Raw genomic sequence first — 15,333 nt, 5'->3', positions numbered from 1 at the left:
AAGCGCCCAGCGCTTTCACCGATGGCGTGAATCAGGCTCTATTGCTTGAATCAAGGCCTAAGCGGACTGGCGTTGCGGCCCCACAAATCGCCATCCCTTGCGCTGCCGCTTGTCCGCATAGAGCCGCGTATCAGCGACATGCAGGACGGCGGCAGCCTCCACCCCGTCCTGCGGGAAGGTGGCGATGCCGAAACTGCTGCCGACCGACAGGCTGCGCCCCTGCCAGCCCACCGGCGCAGCGATCGCCTGCCGGATGCCGGGCATGCGTCGATGCAGGGCGTCGACATCGGTTTCCGCGTCATGGAGCAGCGCAAATTCGTCGCCGCCCAGCCGCGCGATGCTCACCGCGTCCGGCATCAAGGCCCGCAACCGACCACCCAATGATGTCAGCAGGACATCCCCTGCCTGATGGCCATGCTGATCGTTGCACTGTTTGAAGCCGTCGAGATCGGCGAGCAGCACGCTGAAGGCCGCGCCCCGCTCCACCCGTTCTTCGATCGCGCGCATGAAGCTCAGCCGGTTGTCGAGCCCGGTCAGCGCATCGGTGCCGGCCAACCGTGCCAGTTCGCGCTGCGACACCAGCATCGCCACCGTCTCGCGAAACTTCCCCAGCACCAGATTGGCCTGCATCACCGTGACGATCGCCATCATCACCGCCATCGCCCGCACGCCCAGATTGTCATAGAGCGCCATCTTCACCAGGATCGGCAACACCGCCGCGCCCATCGCCCCGATCGCGGCGCGCGGCACGCTGAGCAGGGTCGTCGCCGCAACCAGCGCGCCGATGCCGATGAACACCGGCGCCACCATACAATAATAGATTTCGGTTTCAGTGAAGGCGTTGACCGCCCACAGTCCCGCCACCAGCCCGGACGCGGTCGCGACATGCGCGACCCGTTTCAGGCTGCGCGCCTGCACCCTGGCGTCGGTCGCGATCGGCACGCCGCGCCAGCGCAGCAGGGATATCGCACAGGCCAGGAAGATCAGCGCAGGCGGCGTCACCTGTTGCCACAAGGGCAGATCGCCCATCACCGCGAGCGCCATCGCGACGGCATTGGCCATGATCAGCAGGCACAAAAGCGGCAGCGCCTGATGGAAACGGCGATATTGGGTATCCAGCACAGCCTCGCGCGCGCTGTCCGGCACCGGTGCCGTGAACGGGCCGTCCCAGCCCTCCAGCCGCTGTTGCCAGCCGGTTTCCGCCACTTGTCCGCTCCCTGCCATCTCGCTGCGAGCGCCATTTATTAGCGAAACGGGGTTAATCCTCCAACAACGGGAATCCCTAACCGGGGAAAACCATGAGGGAGGCGAATCAGGGAACCCTATCGCCGTTCAGGCGCTACCCCTGTTCAGCAGGGGACAATCATGACCGAAACGATCGCCCAGCAGGTGCATGTCGATGCGCCATGGAAAATCCCGCCGCGTGCCTGGTGGGAGATATTGAAGCGCGTCTATGCCGCCATGTCGGCCAATCATCTGGGCCTGCTGTCCGCCGGCGTCGCTTATTATGCCTTCCTGTCGATCGCCCCGCTGCTGGCCGCGGTCGTCCTGACCTATGGCCTGGTCGGTGACCCGCAGATCGTCGCCCGCCACATGCAGGCGATCATCACCGTCGTGCCCGCCGATGCCGCCCAACTGATCAACGACCAGTTGCTGGGCATGGTCAGCGCGCGCAAGCCGGCGATCGGCTTCGGCCTGTTCCTGGCGCTGGGCCTGGCGGTCTATGGCGCCACCCGCGCCGCCTCCGCGATCATGGAGGCACTGAACATCGTCTATGCGCAGAAGGAAGGCCGCAACATCTTCGCCTTCTATCGCGTGTCGATGGGAATCACCTTTTCCGCCGTGCTGGTGGTGGTCGCCGGCGTCGTGACCGCGACGATCATCGGCCTGCTCCAGAAATTGCTGACCAACTGGGGACCGGGCGTGCTGTTCGCGATCAAGGCGACGACCTGGATCTGTGCCGGCCTGCTCGCCAGCAGCATCTTCGGCCTGATCTATCGCTTCGGTCCGCATCGTCGCCGGGTGCAATGGCAATGGCTGACGGTCGGATCGATCGCTGCGACGCTGTTCTGGCTGGTGGCGACGCTGGGCGTCTCCTTCTACGTCTCGACCTTCGGCGATTACAACAAGACCTACGGTTCGCTCGCGGCCGTGGTGATCCTGCAGCTCTGGCTGTTCGTCTCCGCCTTTATCGTGCTGCTGGGGGCCCAGATCAACGCGGAAGCCGAGCGCCAGACCAGCGCGCATATTCTTGTTGAAGAAGTTGCATAAAGTCGCTTGCCCTCCCCGATAGGCCACGCTAAAGCGCCCTCCTTCGCTGGCTCGGGCCAGTGCAGGAGTGTAGCTCAGTTGGTAGAGCGTCGGTCTCCAAAACCGAATGCCGTGGGTTCGAGTCCCTCCACTCCTGCCAAGCGAACTAGCCGCGAACCTTGAACAATCACGGGTTCGCGGCTAAGTGCGCTTAGCGAAGCATCGGTCGCGAAGCGCGACTGCCTCCCCCGACACCGACTTATCGCGGGAAACGGGAGGGCGGACCGCCGTTTCGCGCTTTGGTATTGATTTTGAAGGTGAGCTGACAGCGCGATGGCGAAGACTTCTCCGAGCGAATTCGTCAATCAGGTGCAGACCGAAGCGAAGAAGATCGTTTGGCCGACCGGCCGTGAAACGATCATGACCGCGATCATGGTCGTCATCATGACCTCATTGCTGGGCATCTTCTTCTTCGGTATCGACACCTTCTTCGGTGCGATCGTCCAGTGGCTGCTGAGCCTCGCATCGGGTCGTTGAACGCTCGGCGTTCAAAAGGGAGTTTAAGACGGTAACATGGCGCGCTGGTACATCATCCACGCCTATTCGGGCTTCGAGAACAAGGTCAAGGAATCGATCCTGACCGAGGCCGAGCGCATGGGCCTGTCGCAACTGGTCGAGCAGGTCGAGGTTCCGACCGAGACCGTGACCGAAGTGAAGCGCGGCAAGAAGGTCCAGGTCGAACGCAAGTTCATGCCGGGCTATGTTCTCGCCAAGCTGGCGATGAACGACGACGTCTATCACCTCGTCAAGAACACGCCCAAGGTCACCGGCTTCCTGGGTTCGTCGGGCAAGCCCCAGGCGATCAGCGAGAGCGAAGCCGCCCGCTATTTCGGCGCCCAGAAGGAAGCCGCCGCCGCCCCGAAGCACAAGGTCAATGTCGATTACGAAATCGGCGACAGCGTCAAGGTGCTGGACGGCCCCTTCGCCAGCTTCAACGGCGTGGTCGAGGAACTGGATTTCGAAAAGAACCGGGTCAAGGTGTCGGTGTCGATCTTCGGTCGCGCCACCCCGGTGGAACTGGACTTCGAACAGGTCGAACTGTCGAAGTAACCAGCCGCCGCAAGGCTGTTCAAAAAGGGTCGCCCGCTTTTCAGCCGGCGGCCCTTTTTGTTGGGGAAGCCCTGCGCTTTCGGCCGAATCGACCGAATGACAGACTCCCCCTTCCCTTTGGACAAGAAGGTCGCTATAGGGCCGCGCTTCCATGCCTCCCCACGGGGCGGCTGGACATGTGCGGGAGGCTCCCTTGCGGGAGCCGCTAGACCGCTAAACTTGAACCGGTGACTCTGTCCGCAGATTCGCCAGCTATAGAGTGAGTGAAAATGGCCAAGAAGATTACGGGCTATATCAAGCTCCAGGTGCCCGCTGGAGCCGCCAACCCCTCGCCGCCGATCGGCCCTGCCCTGGGTCAGCGCGGCGTGAACATCATGGAATTCTGCAAGGCGTTCAACGCCTCGACGGAAAAGATGGACAAGGGCACCCCGCTGCCGACCATCATCACCGTCTATGCGGACCGTTCGTTCACCTTCGTGACGAAGCAGCCGCCGGCCACCTACCTGATCAAGAAGGCCGTCAACCTGAAGTCGGGCTCGAAGGAGCCGGGCAAGGTCGTCGCTGGCAAGATCACCCGCGCCCAGCTCGCCGAAATCGCCCAGGCGAAGATGGCAGACCTGAACGCGAACGACATCGACGCTGCAACGAAGATCATCGAAGGTTCCGCTCGCGCGATGGGCCTCGAAGTGGTGGAGGGCTAAGACCATGGCAAAGCTGACCAAGAAGGCGAAGGCCCTGGCGACCGCGATCGACCGCGAAAAGCTGCACGGCGTTGACGAAGCACTGGGCCTGATCAAGACCCACGCCACTGCCAAGTTCGACGAAAGCGTCGAAATCGCGATCAACCTGGGCGTTGACCCGCGTCACGCCGACCAGATGGTCCGTGGCGTCGTCACCCTGCCCGCCGGCACCGGCAAGGACGTTCGCGTCGCCGTGTTCGCCCGCAACGACAAGGCTCAGCAGGCGCTCGACGCCGGTGCCGACATCGTGGGCGCCGAAGACCTGCTCGAATCGATCCAGGCCGGCAACATCGACTTCCAGCGCGTCATCGCCACCCCCGACATGATGGGTCTGGTGGGTCGCCTGGGTAAGGTTCTGGGCCCCAAGGGCCTGATGCCGAACCCGAAGCTGGGCACCGTCACGCCGAACGTCGCCGAAGCCGTGAAGGCCGCCAAGGGTGGTCAGATCGAATTCCGCGTCGAAAAGGCCGGCATCATCCACGCTGGCCTCGGCAAGTCGAGCTTCTCGGCTGAAGACCTGCGCAAGAATTTCGACGCGTTCGTCGACGCGATCGTCAAGGCGAAGCCCTCGGGCTCGAAGGGCAAGTATGTCCGCAAGATCGCCCTGTCGTCGTCGATGGGTCCGGGCGTGAAGGTCGACGTGGCCGAAGTCGCCTCGATCTGATCCCGCTGGGATAAGAATTAAAGGGGCCGCCTTCCCTCCTTGCGGGGGAAGGCGGCCTTCTTATTTTATAGGACCAGCCGCTCACTCAAGAAGCGGCCCGAGGGCCACAAGGCCGGGCAAAGGGGCATTCGCCGCCTGCGCCATAGGGGGACACCCCTCCACCGTCGGCGACGTCGACGGTCCCCCTCCCCCGACAAGGGGAGGATTTTGGAACCAGGGACGCGACCTACCCCTGGGCTCTCCATGGCGGGAGCATGGCAGGTCTTCACGTATCCGTCGGGAATGGCGGGTCGCTTTACCGATGGAAAACGAAAAAATGTCTTTTGAACATCTCCCCTCCATGCTCGCCCAGGCGCTGACCACCAAGGGTTATGAGAGCCTGACCCCGGTCCAGTCCGAAGTGACGCAGGACGAAGCGCAGGGCCGCGACCTGCTGGTGTCGGCACAGACCGGCTCGGGCAAGACCGTGGCCTTCGGCCTGGCCATGGCCGCCGAACTGCTGACCGGCGGCGACAAGCTGCCCGTCGCCGGCCTGCCGCTGGCGCTGGTGATCGCGCCGACACGCGAACTGGCGCTGCAGGTCAGCCGCGAGTTGGAATGGCTCTATGGCGCCGCCCGCGCCCGCATCGCCACCTGCGTCGGCGGCATGGACGCCGCCAAGGAACGCCGCGCGCTCAGCCATGGCGCCCATATCGTCGTCGGCACCCCCGGCCGCCTGCGCGACCATCTGGAACGCGGCGCGCTGGACCTGTCGGGAATGCGCACCGTCGTCCTCGACGAAGCGGACGAAATGCTCGACATGGGCTTCCGCGAGGATCTGGAAGGCATATTGGACAGCGCGCCGGAAGATCGCCGCACCCTGCTCTTCTCCGCCACCATGCCCAAGCCGATCGTCGCGATGGCCAAGCGCTATCAGTCGGACGCGCTGCGCATCTCGACCGTCGGCGAAGAACGCGGCCATGGCGACATCAGCTACCAGGCCGTCACCGTCGCCCCGTCGGACATCGAGAATGCGGTGGTCAACCTGCTGCGCTATCATGAAGCCGAAACCGCGATCCTGTTCTGCGCCACCCGCGACAATGTCCGCCACCTGCATAGCAGCCTGACCGAGCGCGGCTTCGCCGCCGTGGCGCTGTCGGGCGAGCATAGCCAGAATGAGCGCAACCACGCGCTCCAGGCGCTGCGCGACAAGCGCGCGCGCGTCTGCGTCGCCACCGACGTCGCCGCACGCGGCATCGACCTGCCCAGCCTGACGCTGGTGGTCCATGTCGAACTGCCGCGCGACGCCGAGACGATGCAGCACCGTTCGGGCCGCACCGGTCGCGCCGGCAAGAAGGGCACCGCTGTCCTGATCGTCCCCTATCCGCGTCGCCGCCGCGTCGAATCGATGCTGCGCGGCGCCAAGATTCCGGTCGAATGGGGCACCCCGCCCAGCAAGGAAGCGATCCTGGAACAGGATAATGCCCGCCTGCGCTCGACCCTGATGGAAAAGGCCGAGCTGGACGAGGCCGATTGGGCGCTGGGCGCCGAACTGCTGGCGGAAAAGTCGGCCAAGGAAATCGCCGCGATGCTGGTGAAGAGCGCCCGCGCCTCGCTGCCCGCGCCCGAGGAACTGCTGGACCGCAGCGAAGCGCCGCCGCGCCAGGAAGGACCGCGTCCGGGCTTCGAGGACACCCAGTGGTTCCGCATGGACATCGGCCGTCGCCAGAATGCCGATCCGCGCTGGATCCTGCCGCTGATCTGCCGCCGCGGCCATGTGTCGCGCGGCGACATCGGCGCGATCCGTATCACCACCAACGAAACCATGTTCGAAATTCCGCGTGCGATCGCCAGCCGCTTCATGTCGGCCGTCAAGCGCTCGGGCGAGGCCAATGACGAGGGCGCCGACGTGGCGTTCGAGATGATCGACGGCGCCCCGCGCGAGCAGGCCCGCGACAATCGCCGCCAGGGCAACCGCTCGAACGACCGTGGTCCGCGTCCGGCCGGTTACGCACCCCGCCCCTTCAAGGGCGGCCCCAAGCGTCCCGGCGGCCCGCGCAAGCCGCGCGGCTAAGCGCTTCGGCATAGCCTCCTGAACAAAAAGGGCGGTGAACGATCGATCATCGTTCACCGCCCTTTTTCTTTGTCCGTCAGCCGACGCCGCAAAGCTGCAGCATGCGCCCGGCCAGTTCGCGTTCGCCCATGACGACATGGCGCACGCCCAGCGCTTCGAGATGCGCAACCTCGGCATCGCTATGGGCGCGGGCGATCACCTGCAAATTGGGGTTGAGATGACGGGCATGTTCGTTGATCGCGCCGCCCTCGAACCCTTCGGGCACCGCGATCAGCAGATAGCGCGCCTCGCATATGCCTGCGGCCAGCAGATGCCGGTCCTCCAGCGCATTGCCGCGCACCACCGACAGTCCGGCCTCATCCGCTTCCTCGACCCGTTCGGGGTCGCCCTCGATCACCACGAACTGGACATGGCGCTCGGCCAGGCGCTTGGCGATCAGCTTGCCGACCCGGCCATAGCCGACCAGGATGACATGGCCGAGGCGCGGCTGATCGGTCGCAGTGTCGGCCTGCGCCTCATCCTCCTCCTTCTTGTGATCGCGCACGATCAGCGAGAAGAGGATCGGGTTGATGAAGATCGACACGATCGCACCGGCGAGGATCAGGTCGCGCGCCTCGGCCGGCAAGACGCCCAGCCCTGCCCCCAGCGACGCCAGGATGAAGGAAAATTCGCCGATCTGCGCCAGGCTGGCGGCAATCGTCAGCGCCGTGACATTGGGATGGCCAAAGGCACGGACGATGCCCCAGGCGGCGATCGATTTGCCGACGACGATGATGAGGACGGTGGCCAGCAACGGCAGCGGTTGTTCCACCACCACCGCGGGGTTGAACAACATGCCGACCGACACGAAGAACAGCACCGCAAAGGCGTCGCGCAGCGGCAGCGTCTCCTCGGTCGCGCGACGGCTGAGCGGGGTTTCGCCCAGGATCATGCCGGCAAAGAAGGCGCCCAGCGCAAAAGACACGTCGAACACGATCGCGGCACCGAAAGCGACACCCAGCGCAATCGCCAGCACGGCGAGGCGGAACAGCTCGCGCGACCCGCTATGCACCACCCAGTGCAGCGCCCAGGGGATGAGGCGACGGCCCACCACCAGCATCAGCACGACGAAGCCGACGACCTTGAGCAAGGTGCCGACCAGCGGCGCAATCAGGGCGCTCGCCCCGCCGCCCGCATCGGCATTGTTCATCACCCCCGCCAGCGCCGGCAGGAGGACGAGGGCAAGGACCATCACCAGATCCTCCACGATCAGCCAGCCGACCGCGATGCGACCCCGCCGCGTTTCCACCAGGTCCGCCCCCTGCAGCGCGCGCAGCAGCACGACCGTGCTGGCGACCGACAAAGCCAGGCCAAAGACCAGCCCGCCCATCAGCGGCCAGCCCATCAGATAGCCAAGGCCCATGCCGAGCAGGGTCGCGACCGCGATCTGCACGATTGCGCCGGGCACGGCGATCGCCTTGACCGACAACAAATCCTTGAGCGAGAAATGCAGGCCGACGCCGAACATCAGCAATATGACGCCGATTTCGGCCAGTTCATTGGCGAGGCCACTGTCGGCGACGAAGCCGGGGGTAAAGGGGCCGACCATGATGCCGGCGACCAGATAGCCGACCAGCGGCGATAATTTCAGGCGATGGGCGATGGCACCCATGATGAAGGCCACGACGAGGCCGGCAACGATCGTCCCGATAAGGGGCGTGTGGTGGGGCATGAAATTCCTTCCCTGTCCGCCGGCAGCAGGCCTTCATCCTGCCGCCGGCGCGGAACATTGTCTATTATTCGACGATGCCGAGCATCGCGATCGAGAGCAGGGCGCCGGCGGCGCCGAGCCCTGCCATGACGACGGGCATGAACCAGCCGGGCGGATTGCGCCGGCCACCGCGCATCTTTCTTTTGCGGGGCATGATCTCAATTCCTTCTGTCTGACGGACGCCCGCCATGGCGGGCGGGAAATATGTCAGAGGAAGGCGGGCGGGGCGCGGGCGCGGCGACTCCGCGCGCGAAGATGGCTGTAGCGGCCCGCCAGCAGCGGCAGAGGCGCGTCGGGCGCCAGACGGCGCCAGGAGAGCATGAGGGCGAGCGCCGCCGCCAGCAGCCAGGGCAAGGCCACCCCATCCCCATCAGGGCGGGGCGCGCGGGCGAGATGCGGCGCGGGCAGCGAGCGCGCCTTGAGCACCACGCCGGTCGTGGCGGAACTGAAGGCGGAGCCATTGAGCTTGCTGGAAGGCGGGCCGTCAGGCGCGATCGCACACAGAAGCGCGACCAGGATCGCAGCCCACAGCGATGCGATGAAGGGCAGCCTGCCCTTGCCGGTCGCATCCTGGGGATGTAATCTGCTCATCGGCGCTTATATTCCCTTCCATCACCGATGTAGGAAGACTAAGAGCCAAAAACCAGCCCACAAGCTGGGCCCATGGCGGTTGACAGAATCGAGTCATTCCACTACCGGGCCACATTCCCGCGCGGGTCGAACAGGCTTTTTGTCCTCGACGATCTGCGTAAAGCAGATTTGAACGAGAAGAGACCAAGCCATGTTCGCTATCGTGCGCACGGGCGGCAAGCAGTATCGCGTCGCCGCCGGAGATAAGATCGTCGTTGAAAAGCTCGCTGGCGAAGCCGGCGACAAGGTTACGCTGGACGACGTCCTGCTGGCCGGCGAAGGCGGCGACCTGAAGGACGCAGCCAAGCTGACCGTCGCAGCCGAAATCATTGCGCAGGCGAAGGGCGAGAAGGTCATCGTCTTCAAGAAGCGTCGTCGTCACAACTATCGCCGCAAGAACGGCCACCGCCAGAATCACACGATCCTCAAGATCGTGTCGATCGCCTGAGCGCAGCTTAGATAAGGAGTTTAGGTCATGGCACATAAGAAAGCTGGCGGTTCGTCGCGTAACGGTCGCGATTCTGAGTCGAAGCGCCTTGGCGTGAAGAAGTTCGGCGGTCAGGAAGTGATCGGCGGCAACATCATCATTCGCCAGCGCGGCACCCGCGTATATCCCGGCCGTAACGTCGGCATGGGCAAGGATCACACCCTCTTCGCTCTCGGCGAAGGTCGCGTCGTGTTCCACGACGGCAAGCTCGGCCGCAAATATGTATCGGTCGACGCGGTAGCCGCGGCAGCCGAATAACGGACGATCGATGACGGGTCGTCCTTCGCAAAAGGGACGTCCCGCCTGATCGGTTGCGCACATAAGTGCGTCGATCGGGATCGAGGGAAAAAAGGGCGCCCCTTCACAGGGAGCGCCCTTTTTCCGTTCTGACGAACATCACCGGGCACTCCTCCCGATTTCCCTCAAACCTCTGGAACTACTGGCCTTCTCGCGCGTCGTGCGGGCGGGGCTCAGCCAGAGAAGACCGTCGTCAAGCCGTCATGATTGGCAGCTATTGGCGCGCACGAAGAGGAGAGACGTGAATGTTCGCCCGTACCCCCCGCCTGCTGCTGCGGCCAGGCTGGATGGAAGATGCCCCCGCCCTGGCTCAGGCCATCGGTAATGACGCGGTCCTGCGCAATCTGAGCCGCGCCCCCGCCCCCTATGGCCTGGCCGATGCCGAAGCCTTCCTGGCACTGCCGCAGGATTCGCGCATGCCGCGCCTGCTGGCCTTCACCCGCACCCAAGGCGCGCCGCGTCTGGTGGGCGGCTGCGGCATCCATAAGGCCGAGGATGGCACGCCGGAACTGGGCTACTGGATCGCCCGCCCCTATTGGGGCCTGGGCTTCGCCACGGAGGCGGCCCGCGCCGTCATGAGCATCGCCCGCGCGCACAATCTGCCGGCGGTCCGCGCCGTCCATTTCGCCGACAATCGCGCGTCGGGCCATGTCCTGCGCAAGATCGGCTTCCGCGCCAATGGCACGATCGAGCGGCGCTATAGCCCCGCCCGCGGGGCCGAGGCCGACTGCCTGGTCTTCGACGAGGGCGAGGCCGCCCGCATGAGCGTGGACTTTGCGATGGACCTATATGGCGACGCGCTGCCGGCGCTTGCCGCTTGACTGAAGTGCGCGAGCGCCGATCAGGGCGCCCGCCTCTCACCCCTGACGGGGCCGATCAAAGACACGGGTCGGCGCGCCATGGAAATCGACTTCGGCCAGCGCGGCAAAGCCCAGTTTCTCCGCCACCTTGATCGACCCGCCATTGTCGGGCGCGATGATGCAGCGGATCGAAGGCGCATCCAGATGCGCATCGGTCCAGGCAAAGATCGCCGCCATCGCCTCGGTCGCGATGCCCCGCCCCCAGGCGGCCGGCCCCAGCACCCAGCCCGCTTCCGGCAGGCCGTCCAGTTCGGCCAGCCCCCGCGCCGCGCTCAGCAGCCCCGCCTCGCCCAGCAATTCGCCATTGGCGCGATCCTCGATCGCCCACATGCCATAGCCGAGCAGCGCCCACATGCCGGCATAGCGCAGGATGCGGAACCAGACCGCCTGCGCATCGAGCGCCGCGCCGCCGATGAAGCGCACCACGTCGGGATCGGCCCATAGCGCCTGGCAGGCGGGATAATCTTCCACCCGGTGCGGGCGCAGGATCAGGCGGTCGGTGGTGAGGATCGGCGCAGCGGTCATCGCCAATCTATGGGCGGCCGCGCAGGGGCCGGTCAAGCGCCCCCGCACATGACTATGGCCTTCCCCCGGCCCCTGTGTCATGGGCAAGGCACGTTGCCCGAACCGATCCCCCTCAAGCGCTCGCGCCTCAGCCCCGACGAAAGTCGCCTGATTGCGCTGGAAGCCGCCCGCGACCTGCTGCTGGAAGCGGGGCCGCAGGCCGTGACGCTGAAGGCGGTGGGTAATCGCATCGGCCGCACCCATGCCAATCTGCTCCATCATTTCGGATCGGCCGCCGGCCTGCAGAAGGCGCTCGCGGGCTATCTGGCCGACGCCATCACCGCCACGATCGGCGACGCGGTGAATGCCGCCCGGCGCGGCGAGGTCGAGCCCCGGCGGATCGTCGACATGACCTTCGACGCCTTCGACGCGGGCGGCGCCGGCGCGCTGGCCAGCTGGATGCTGGCGTCGGGCAATGAGGATGCACTTGACCCGGTGGTGGATGCGATCCACCGGCTGGTCGACAAGCTGGCCGCGACGGCACTGCGCCCGCAACTGGCCGAGGTGATCCGCGACAATACGCTGATGCTGGTCCTGCTGGCGCTGGGCGATTCGCAGATGGGCGGCCCGATGGCCGCTGCACTGGGCCTCAATCGCGAGAAAGCGCGCGAACTGGCGGCCCGCAGCCTGGTCTCCGCCCTGACCGAAGAAGCCCGGTTGACGGCGACGGCGAAAGTGTCGCAAGCTAAGGTTTAATTTTGCCCAAGAAGACGCTATGGGCGCGCCATGCATTTTCTCGATCAAGCAAAAATCTATATCAAGTCCGGCTGGGGCGGTCCCGGCGCGGTCAGCTTTCGGCGTGAAAAATATGTCGAATATGGCGGCCCGGACGGCGGCAATGGCGGCAAGGGCGGCGACATCATCTTCGAGGCCGTGGCCGGCCTCAATACGCTGATCGACTTCCGCTACACCCAGCATTTCAAGGCGCAGCGCGGCATGCCCGGCATGGGCAAGAACCGCTATGGCGCCGGCGGCAACGACCTGGTCGTCAAGGTGCCGGTCGGCACCCAGATCCTGTCCGATCCCCAGCCGATCGAGGGGACCGAGGACGAAGACGGCTATCCCGAATATGAGGAACAGGAAATCCTGGCCGACTTCACCGAGGTCGGGCAGCGTGTGAGCTTCCTGCGCGGCGGCGACGGCGGCCGCGGCAACCTGTCCTACAAGACCAGCACCAACCGGGCGCCGCGCCAGCATGGCACCGGCTGGCCGGGCCAGGAAATGTGGGTCTGGCTGCGGCTGAAGCTGCTGGCCGATGTCGGCCTGGTCGGCATGCCCAACGCCGGCAAGTCGACCCTGATCAACCAGGTGACGAACACCAAGGCGAAGGTCGGCGCCTATGCCTTCACCACCACCAAGCCGCAGCTTGGCGTGGTGCTGCACCGTGATCGCGAATTCGTGCTGGCCGACATTCCCGGCCTGATCGCGGGCGCGGCCGAGGGCGCGGGCATCGGCGACCGGTTCCTGGGCCATATCGAACGCTGCCGCGTGCTGCTGCACCTGATCGACGCGACCGGCGACGACCCGGTCGAAGCCTTCCGCATCGTCACCGACGAACTCGCCGCCTATGGCGGCGGGCTGGACGAAAAGCCGCAGATCGTGGTGCTCAACAAGGGCGACCTGCTGGGCCAGGAACTGATGGAAGACATTGCCGAGCAGCTGCGCGAGCAGGCCGGCGTGGAAGATGTCTTCATCATCTCCGGCGCGACCGGCGAAGGCGTCACCCCGTTGCTCGACGCCGTGCTGGAAATGCTCGACGAGGATCGTGAAGAGGACGACGCCGACGACAGCGACGGCGAAGCCACCTGGTCGCCGATCTGAACGGATCACCCCGCCCTCCTATTCAGTAGCGATCATGACCGACACTCTGTCCGGCTTTCCCCCTGCCCTGGTCCGCCGCCTGGTCATCAAGATCGGGTCGGCGCTGCTGGTCGATCCGGCAGGGGAAGTGCGCGTCGACTGGCTGCGCACGCTGGTGGCCGATGTCGCCGCGCGAAAGGCGGCCGGGCAACAGGTCATCATCGTGTCGTCAGGCGCAATCGCGCTGGGCGCGCGCCGGCTGAAGCTGCCCAAGGGCGGGCGCGGCAGCCTGGAGGATGCGCAGGCGGCGGCCGCCACCGGCCAGATCGCCCTGTCGCAATGCTGGGCCAGCCTGCTGCATGAAAAGGGCATTACCGCCGCGCAGATGCTGGTGACGCTCGACGATCTGGAGCATCGCCGCCGCTATCTCAACGCATCCGCCACGCTGGAGCGACTGATGGCGCTCGACGTCGTGCCGGTGGTGAACGAGAATGACAGCGTCGCCACGGCGGAGATCCGCTTTGGCGACAATGATCGCCTTGCGGCGCGCATCGGACAGGCGGCACGGGCCGACGCGGTTGTGCTGCTGTCGGACGTGGACGGGCTTTACACCGCCAACCCGCACGCCGATGCGAATGCCATGCTGATCGAGAGGATAGAGCGCATCGACGCGCGCATTGCCGCCATGGCCGACACCGGTTCGGCTTCGGGCATGGGGTCGGGCGGCATGGTGTCGAAAATCCAGGCGGCCCAGATCGCCACCGGCGCCGGCGCCCATCTCGCCATCATCTCGGGCAAGGTCGACGCCCCGCTCAGCCATTGGGCCAATGGCGGCCGTGGCTCCATCTTCCTCGCCGCCGAAAGCCAGGGCGCGCGCAAGGGCTGGCTCTCGGGCCGCCTCACCGTGCTCGGCCGGATCATCGTCGATGCCGGCGCCGAAGCGGCGCTGGGCAAGGGCAACAGCCTGCTGCCGGCCGGCGTCGCGCGGGTCGAGGGTGTGTTCGCCCGCGGCGACGTGGTCGACATTCTCAATCAGGACGGCCGGGTGATCGCCCGTGGCCTCATCGAATATGACAGCGAGGCCGCCGCGAAGATCGCCGGCCGCCGCAGCGAAGACATTCCCGCCCTGCTCGGCGAAATGTCCCGCACCGTGCTGGTCCATCGCGACCATATGGCGATGGTCTGACCTATTATGTCCCTTAGAATTGCCATGACCGGCGCGACGGGTTTCGTCGGCGCCGAAACGCTTGATCAGGCGCTTGCCGCCGGTCTCCAGGTCAACGCCCTCACCCGCCGGGCGCAGCCGCCACGCGCCCATCTCAAATGGGTGCCCGGCTCGCTCGACGATACCGCCGCGCTCGACACCTTGGTGCGCGACGCCGACGCCGTGATCCATATCGCCGGCGTCGTGAACGCGCCCGACCGCGAGGGGTTCGAGGCGGGCAATGCGCGCGGCACGATGGCGGTGGTCGACGCCATGCGCAAACGCGGCGTGCGCCGGCTCGTCCATGTCTCCTCGCTCGCCGCACGTGAGCCGGGCATGTCGGACTATGGCTGGTCGAAGGAACTGGCCGAACGCCATGTGAAGGCCAGCGGCCTTGACTGGACGATCGTGCGCCCGCCCGCCATCTATGGCCCCAATGACCAGGAAATGCTGGAACTGTTCCGCATGGCCAAGCGCGGCATCATGCTGCTGCCGCCCGGCGGCCGGCTTTCGGTGATCCATGTAGCCGATCTTTCCCGCCTGCTGCTGACGCTCGCCTGCGAAAAGGAGCAGAGCCAGACCCGCACCTATGAGGCGGACGATGCGACGCCCGGCGGCTGGGACCATCAGGAATTCGGCCAGGCGATCGGCCGAGCCGTGGGCCGCACTGTCCGCACCTTCGCGACGCCGCAATGGCTGCTGGCGACCGCCGCCCGACTCGACCGGCTGGTGCGCGGCCGCAATGCCAAGCTGACCCCCGACCGGGTCGATTATTTCTGCCACCCCGACTGGGTCGTCGACAAGCGCAAGCAACCGCCCAAGCGGCTGTGGACGCCGCAGATCCCGACCGAGGAAGGGCTCAAGGCCACGGTCGAGGCCTATCGCGCCAAGGGCTGGCTGTAGCCCGCCCAAGGACACAAGTCC

At 65.8% G+C, this 15,333-nt stretch carries 18 protein-coding genes and 1 tRNA gene; 14 read left to right on the top strand and 5 right to left on the bottom strand.

Annotation, left to right across the window (positions count from 1 at the left end; all coding sequences use genetic code 11):
• Positions 1-57: 57 nt before the first annotated feature.
• A complete protein-coding gene (locus DIZ22_RS03165; protein WP_048937483.1) occupies positions 58-1,206 on the bottom strand; it encodes a diguanylate cyclase in 1,149 nt (382 codons plus the stop codon).
• Between the two features lie 159 nt (positions 1,207-1,365).
• Between DIZ22_RS03165 and DIZ22_RS03160 the strand changes: the two genes are divergently transcribed.
• From DIZ22_RS03160 to DIZ22_RS03130, 7 genes are all read left to right on the top strand, one after another.
• Positions 1,366-2,271, top strand: a complete 906-nt coding sequence (locus DIZ22_RS03160) for a YihY/virulence factor BrkB family protein (protein ID WP_122927891.1) — start codon at positions 1,366-1,368, stop codon at positions 2,269-2,271.
• A gap of 63 nt (positions 2,272-2,334) precedes the next feature.
• Positions 2,335-2,410 (top strand) — tRNA-Trp (locus DIZ22_RS03155).
• 173 nt (positions 2,411-2,583) lie between these two features.
• The gene (gene secE, locus DIZ22_RS03150; protein WP_004207893.1) at positions 2,584-2,787 is read left to right on the top strand and encodes a preprotein translocase subunit SecE; all 204 of its coding nucleotides are present in this window, start codon (positions 2,584-2,586) and stop codon (positions 2,785-2,787) included.
• A 36-nt stretch (positions 2,788-2,823) separates the two neighbouring features.
• The gene (gene nusG / locus DIZ22_RS03145; RefSeq protein WP_004207894.1) at positions 2,824-3,360 is read left to right on the top strand and encodes a transcription termination/antitermination protein NusG; all 537 of its coding nucleotides are present in this window, start codon (positions 2,824-2,826) and stop codon (positions 3,358-3,360) included.
• A gap of 269 nt (positions 3,361-3,629) precedes the next feature.
• Entirely contained in the window at positions 3,630-4,061 is a 432-nt protein-coding gene (gene rplK, locus DIZ22_RS03140) for a 50S ribosomal protein L11 (protein WP_004207895.1), read from the top strand.
• A 4-nt stretch (positions 4,062-4,065) separates the two neighbouring features.
• Positions 4,066-4,764, top strand: coding sequence for a 50S ribosomal protein L1 (gene rplA / locus DIZ22_RS03135; protein ID WP_004207896.1), 699 nt, complete (start codon positions 4,066-4,068; stop codon positions 4,762-4,764).
• 316 nt (positions 4,765-5,080) lie between these two features.
• Positions 5,081-6,817 carry a DEAD/DEAH box helicase gene (locus DIZ22_RS03130; RefSeq protein WP_004207897.1) on the top strand — a complete coding sequence of 579 codons (1,737 nt, stop codon included), beginning with the start codon at positions 5,081-5,083 and terminating at the stop codon, positions 6,815-6,817.
• A 76-nt stretch (positions 6,818-6,893) separates the two neighbouring features.
• Here the strand turns inward: DIZ22_RS03130 and ybaL are convergent, their stop codons facing one another.
• The 3 genes from ybaL to DIZ22_RS03120 all read right to left on the bottom strand — a co-directional run bounded on the left by ybaL (position 6,894) and on the right by DIZ22_RS03120 (position 9,158).
• A complete protein-coding gene (ybaL, locus tag DIZ22_RS03125) occupies positions 6,894-8,528 on the bottom strand; it encodes a YbaL family putative K(+) efflux transporter (RefSeq protein WP_048937482.1) in 1,635 nt (544 codons plus the stop codon).
• Between the two features lie 64 nt (positions 8,529-8,592).
• Positions 8,593-8,721 (bottom strand): hypothetical protein, encoded by a 129-nt coding sequence (locus tag DIZ22_RS22330; RefSeq protein WP_257211493.1) that lies wholly within the window; start codon positions 8,719-8,721, stop codon positions 8,593-8,595.
• A gap of 53 nt (positions 8,722-8,774) precedes the next feature.
• Positions 8,775-9,158, bottom strand: coding sequence for a hypothetical protein (locus DIZ22_RS03120; RefSeq protein WP_048937481.1), 384 nt, complete (start codon positions 9,156-9,158; stop codon positions 8,775-8,777).
• A 190-nt stretch (positions 9,159-9,348) separates the two neighbouring features.
• Here DIZ22_RS03120 and rplU point away from each other — a divergent pair, with 190 nt between their 5' ends.
• From rplU to DIZ22_RS03105, 3 genes are all read left to right on the top strand, one after another.
• The gene (gene rplU, locus DIZ22_RS03115) at positions 9,349-9,645 is read left to right on the top strand and encodes a 50S ribosomal protein L21 (RefSeq protein WP_004207901.1); all 297 of its coding nucleotides are present in this window, start codon (positions 9,349-9,351) and stop codon (positions 9,643-9,645) included.
• Between the two features lie 27 nt (positions 9,646-9,672).
• On the top strand, positions 9,673-9,942 hold the full coding sequence (gene rpmA, locus DIZ22_RS03110; RefSeq protein ID WP_004207902.1) for a 50S ribosomal protein L27: 270 nt from the start codon (positions 9,673-9,675) through the stop codon (positions 9,940-9,942).
• Positions 9,943-10,226: 284 nt separating this feature from the next.
• Positions 10,227-10,802: a GNAT family N-acetyltransferase gene (locus tag DIZ22_RS03105; RefSeq protein ID WP_048937480.1), complete on the top strand. Its 576-nt coding sequence runs from the start codon at positions 10,227-10,229 to the stop codon at positions 10,800-10,802.
• 36 nt (positions 10,803-10,838) lie between these two features.
• Here the strand turns inward: DIZ22_RS03105 and DIZ22_RS03100 are convergent, their stop codons facing one another.
• Complete coding sequence (locus tag DIZ22_RS03100; protein WP_048937479.1) at positions 10,839-11,366, bottom strand: GNAT family N-acetyltransferase; 528 nt, start codon at positions 11,364-11,366, stop codon at positions 10,839-10,841.
• Between the two features lie 54 nt (positions 11,367-11,420).
• On the opposite strand from DIZ22_RS03100, the gene DIZ22_RS03095 reads away from it, so the two are divergent.
• The 4 genes from DIZ22_RS03095 to DIZ22_RS03080 are packed head-to-tail and all read left to right on the top strand — an operon-like array spanning position 11,421 to position 15,312.
• A complete protein-coding gene (locus DIZ22_RS03095) occupies positions 11,421-12,101 on the top strand; it encodes a TetR family transcriptional regulator (protein ID WP_004207909.1) in 681 nt (226 codons plus the stop codon).
• A gap of 30 nt (positions 12,102-12,131) precedes the next feature.
• Positions 12,132-13,226, top strand: a complete 1,095-nt coding sequence (gene obgE / locus DIZ22_RS03090) for a GTPase ObgE (protein WP_017499840.1) — start codon at positions 12,132-12,134, stop codon at positions 13,224-13,226.
• Between the two features lie 34 nt (positions 13,227-13,260).
• Entirely contained in the window at positions 13,261-14,391 is a 1,131-nt protein-coding gene (gene proB, locus DIZ22_RS03085) for a glutamate 5-kinase (protein ID WP_017499841.1), read from the top strand.
• 24 nt (positions 14,392-14,415) lie between these two features.
• A complete protein-coding gene (locus DIZ22_RS03080) occupies positions 14,416-15,312 on the top strand; it encodes an NAD(P)H-binding protein (RefSeq protein WP_080993563.1) in 897 nt (298 codons plus the stop codon).
• Positions 15,313-15,333: the final 21 nt, after the last annotated feature.

The sequence above is a fragment of the Sphingobium sp. LF-16 genome (genome assembly GCF_003711185.1).
GTDB classification, from domain to species: domain Bacteria; phylum Pseudomonadota; class Alphaproteobacteria; order Sphingomonadales; family Sphingomonadaceae; genus Sphingobium; species Sphingobium yanoikuyae_A.
This window is presented reverse-complemented; position numbering and strand designations above follow the sequence as displayed.

Excerpts from the sequence above, each read along its gene's own strand:
- obgE (WP_017499840.1), top strand. The coding sequence starts at position 12,132 with ATGCATTTTCTCGATCAAGCAAAAATCTATATCAAGTCCGGCTGGGGC.
- DIZ22_RS03120 (WP_048937481.1), bottom strand. The coding sequence starts at position 9,158 with ATGAGCAGATTACATCCCCAGGATGCGACCGGCAAGGGCAGGCTGCCC.
- DIZ22_RS03105 (WP_048937480.1), top strand. The coding sequence starts at position 10,227 with ATGTTCGCCCGTACCCCCCGCCTGCTGCTGCGGCCAGGCTGGATGGAA.
- secE (WP_004207893.1), top strand. The coding sequence starts at position 2,584 with ATGGCGAAGACTTCTCCGAGCGAATTCGTCAATCAGGTGCAGACCGAA.
- DIZ22_RS03100 (WP_048937479.1), bottom strand. The coding sequence starts at position 11,366 with ATGACCGCTGCGCCGATCCTCACCACCGACCGCCTGATCCTGCGCCCG.
- proB (WP_017499841.1), top strand. The coding sequence starts at position 13,261 with ATGACCGACACTCTGTCCGGCTTTCCCCCTGCCCTGGTCCGCCGCCTG.
- DIZ22_RS22330 (WP_257211493.1), bottom strand. The coding sequence starts at position 8,721 with ATGCCCCGCAAAAGAAAGATGCGCGGTGGCCGGCGCAATCCGCCCGGC.
- nusG (WP_004207894.1), top strand. The coding sequence starts at position 2,824 with ATGGCGCGCTGGTACATCATCCACGCCTATTCGGGCTTCGAGAACAAG.
- DIZ22_RS03095 (WP_004207909.1), top strand. The coding sequence starts at position 11,421 with ATGGCCTTCCCCCGGCCCCTGTGTCATGGGCAAGGCACGTTGCCCGAA.
- DIZ22_RS03080 (WP_080993563.1), top strand. The coding sequence starts at position 14,416 with ATGACCGGCGCGACGGGTTTCGTCGGCGCCGAAACGCTTGATCAGGCG.
- DIZ22_RS03160 (WP_122927891.1), top strand. The coding sequence starts at position 1,366 with ATGACCGAAACGATCGCCCAGCAGGTGCATGTCGATGCGCCATGGAAA.
- rpmA (WP_004207902.1), top strand. The coding sequence starts at position 9,673 with ATGGCACATAAGAAAGCTGGCGGTTCGTCGCGTAACGGTCGCGATTCT.
- DIZ22_RS03130 (WP_004207897.1), top strand. The coding sequence starts at position 5,081 with ATGTCTTTTGAACATCTCCCCTCCATGCTCGCCCAGGCGCTGACCACC.
- rplU (WP_004207901.1), top strand. The coding sequence starts at position 9,349 with ATGTTCGCTATCGTGCGCACGGGCGGCAAGCAGTATCGCGTCGCCGCC.
- rplA (WP_004207896.1), top strand. The coding sequence starts at position 4,066 with ATGGCAAAGCTGACCAAGAAGGCGAAGGCCCTGGCGACCGCGATCGAC.
- ybaL (WP_048937482.1), bottom strand. The coding sequence starts at position 8,528 with ATGCCCCACCACACGCCCCTTATCGGGACGATCGTTGCCGGCCTCGTC.
- rplK (WP_004207895.1), top strand. The coding sequence starts at position 3,630 with ATGGCCAAGAAGATTACGGGCTATATCAAGCTCCAGGTGCCCGCTGGA.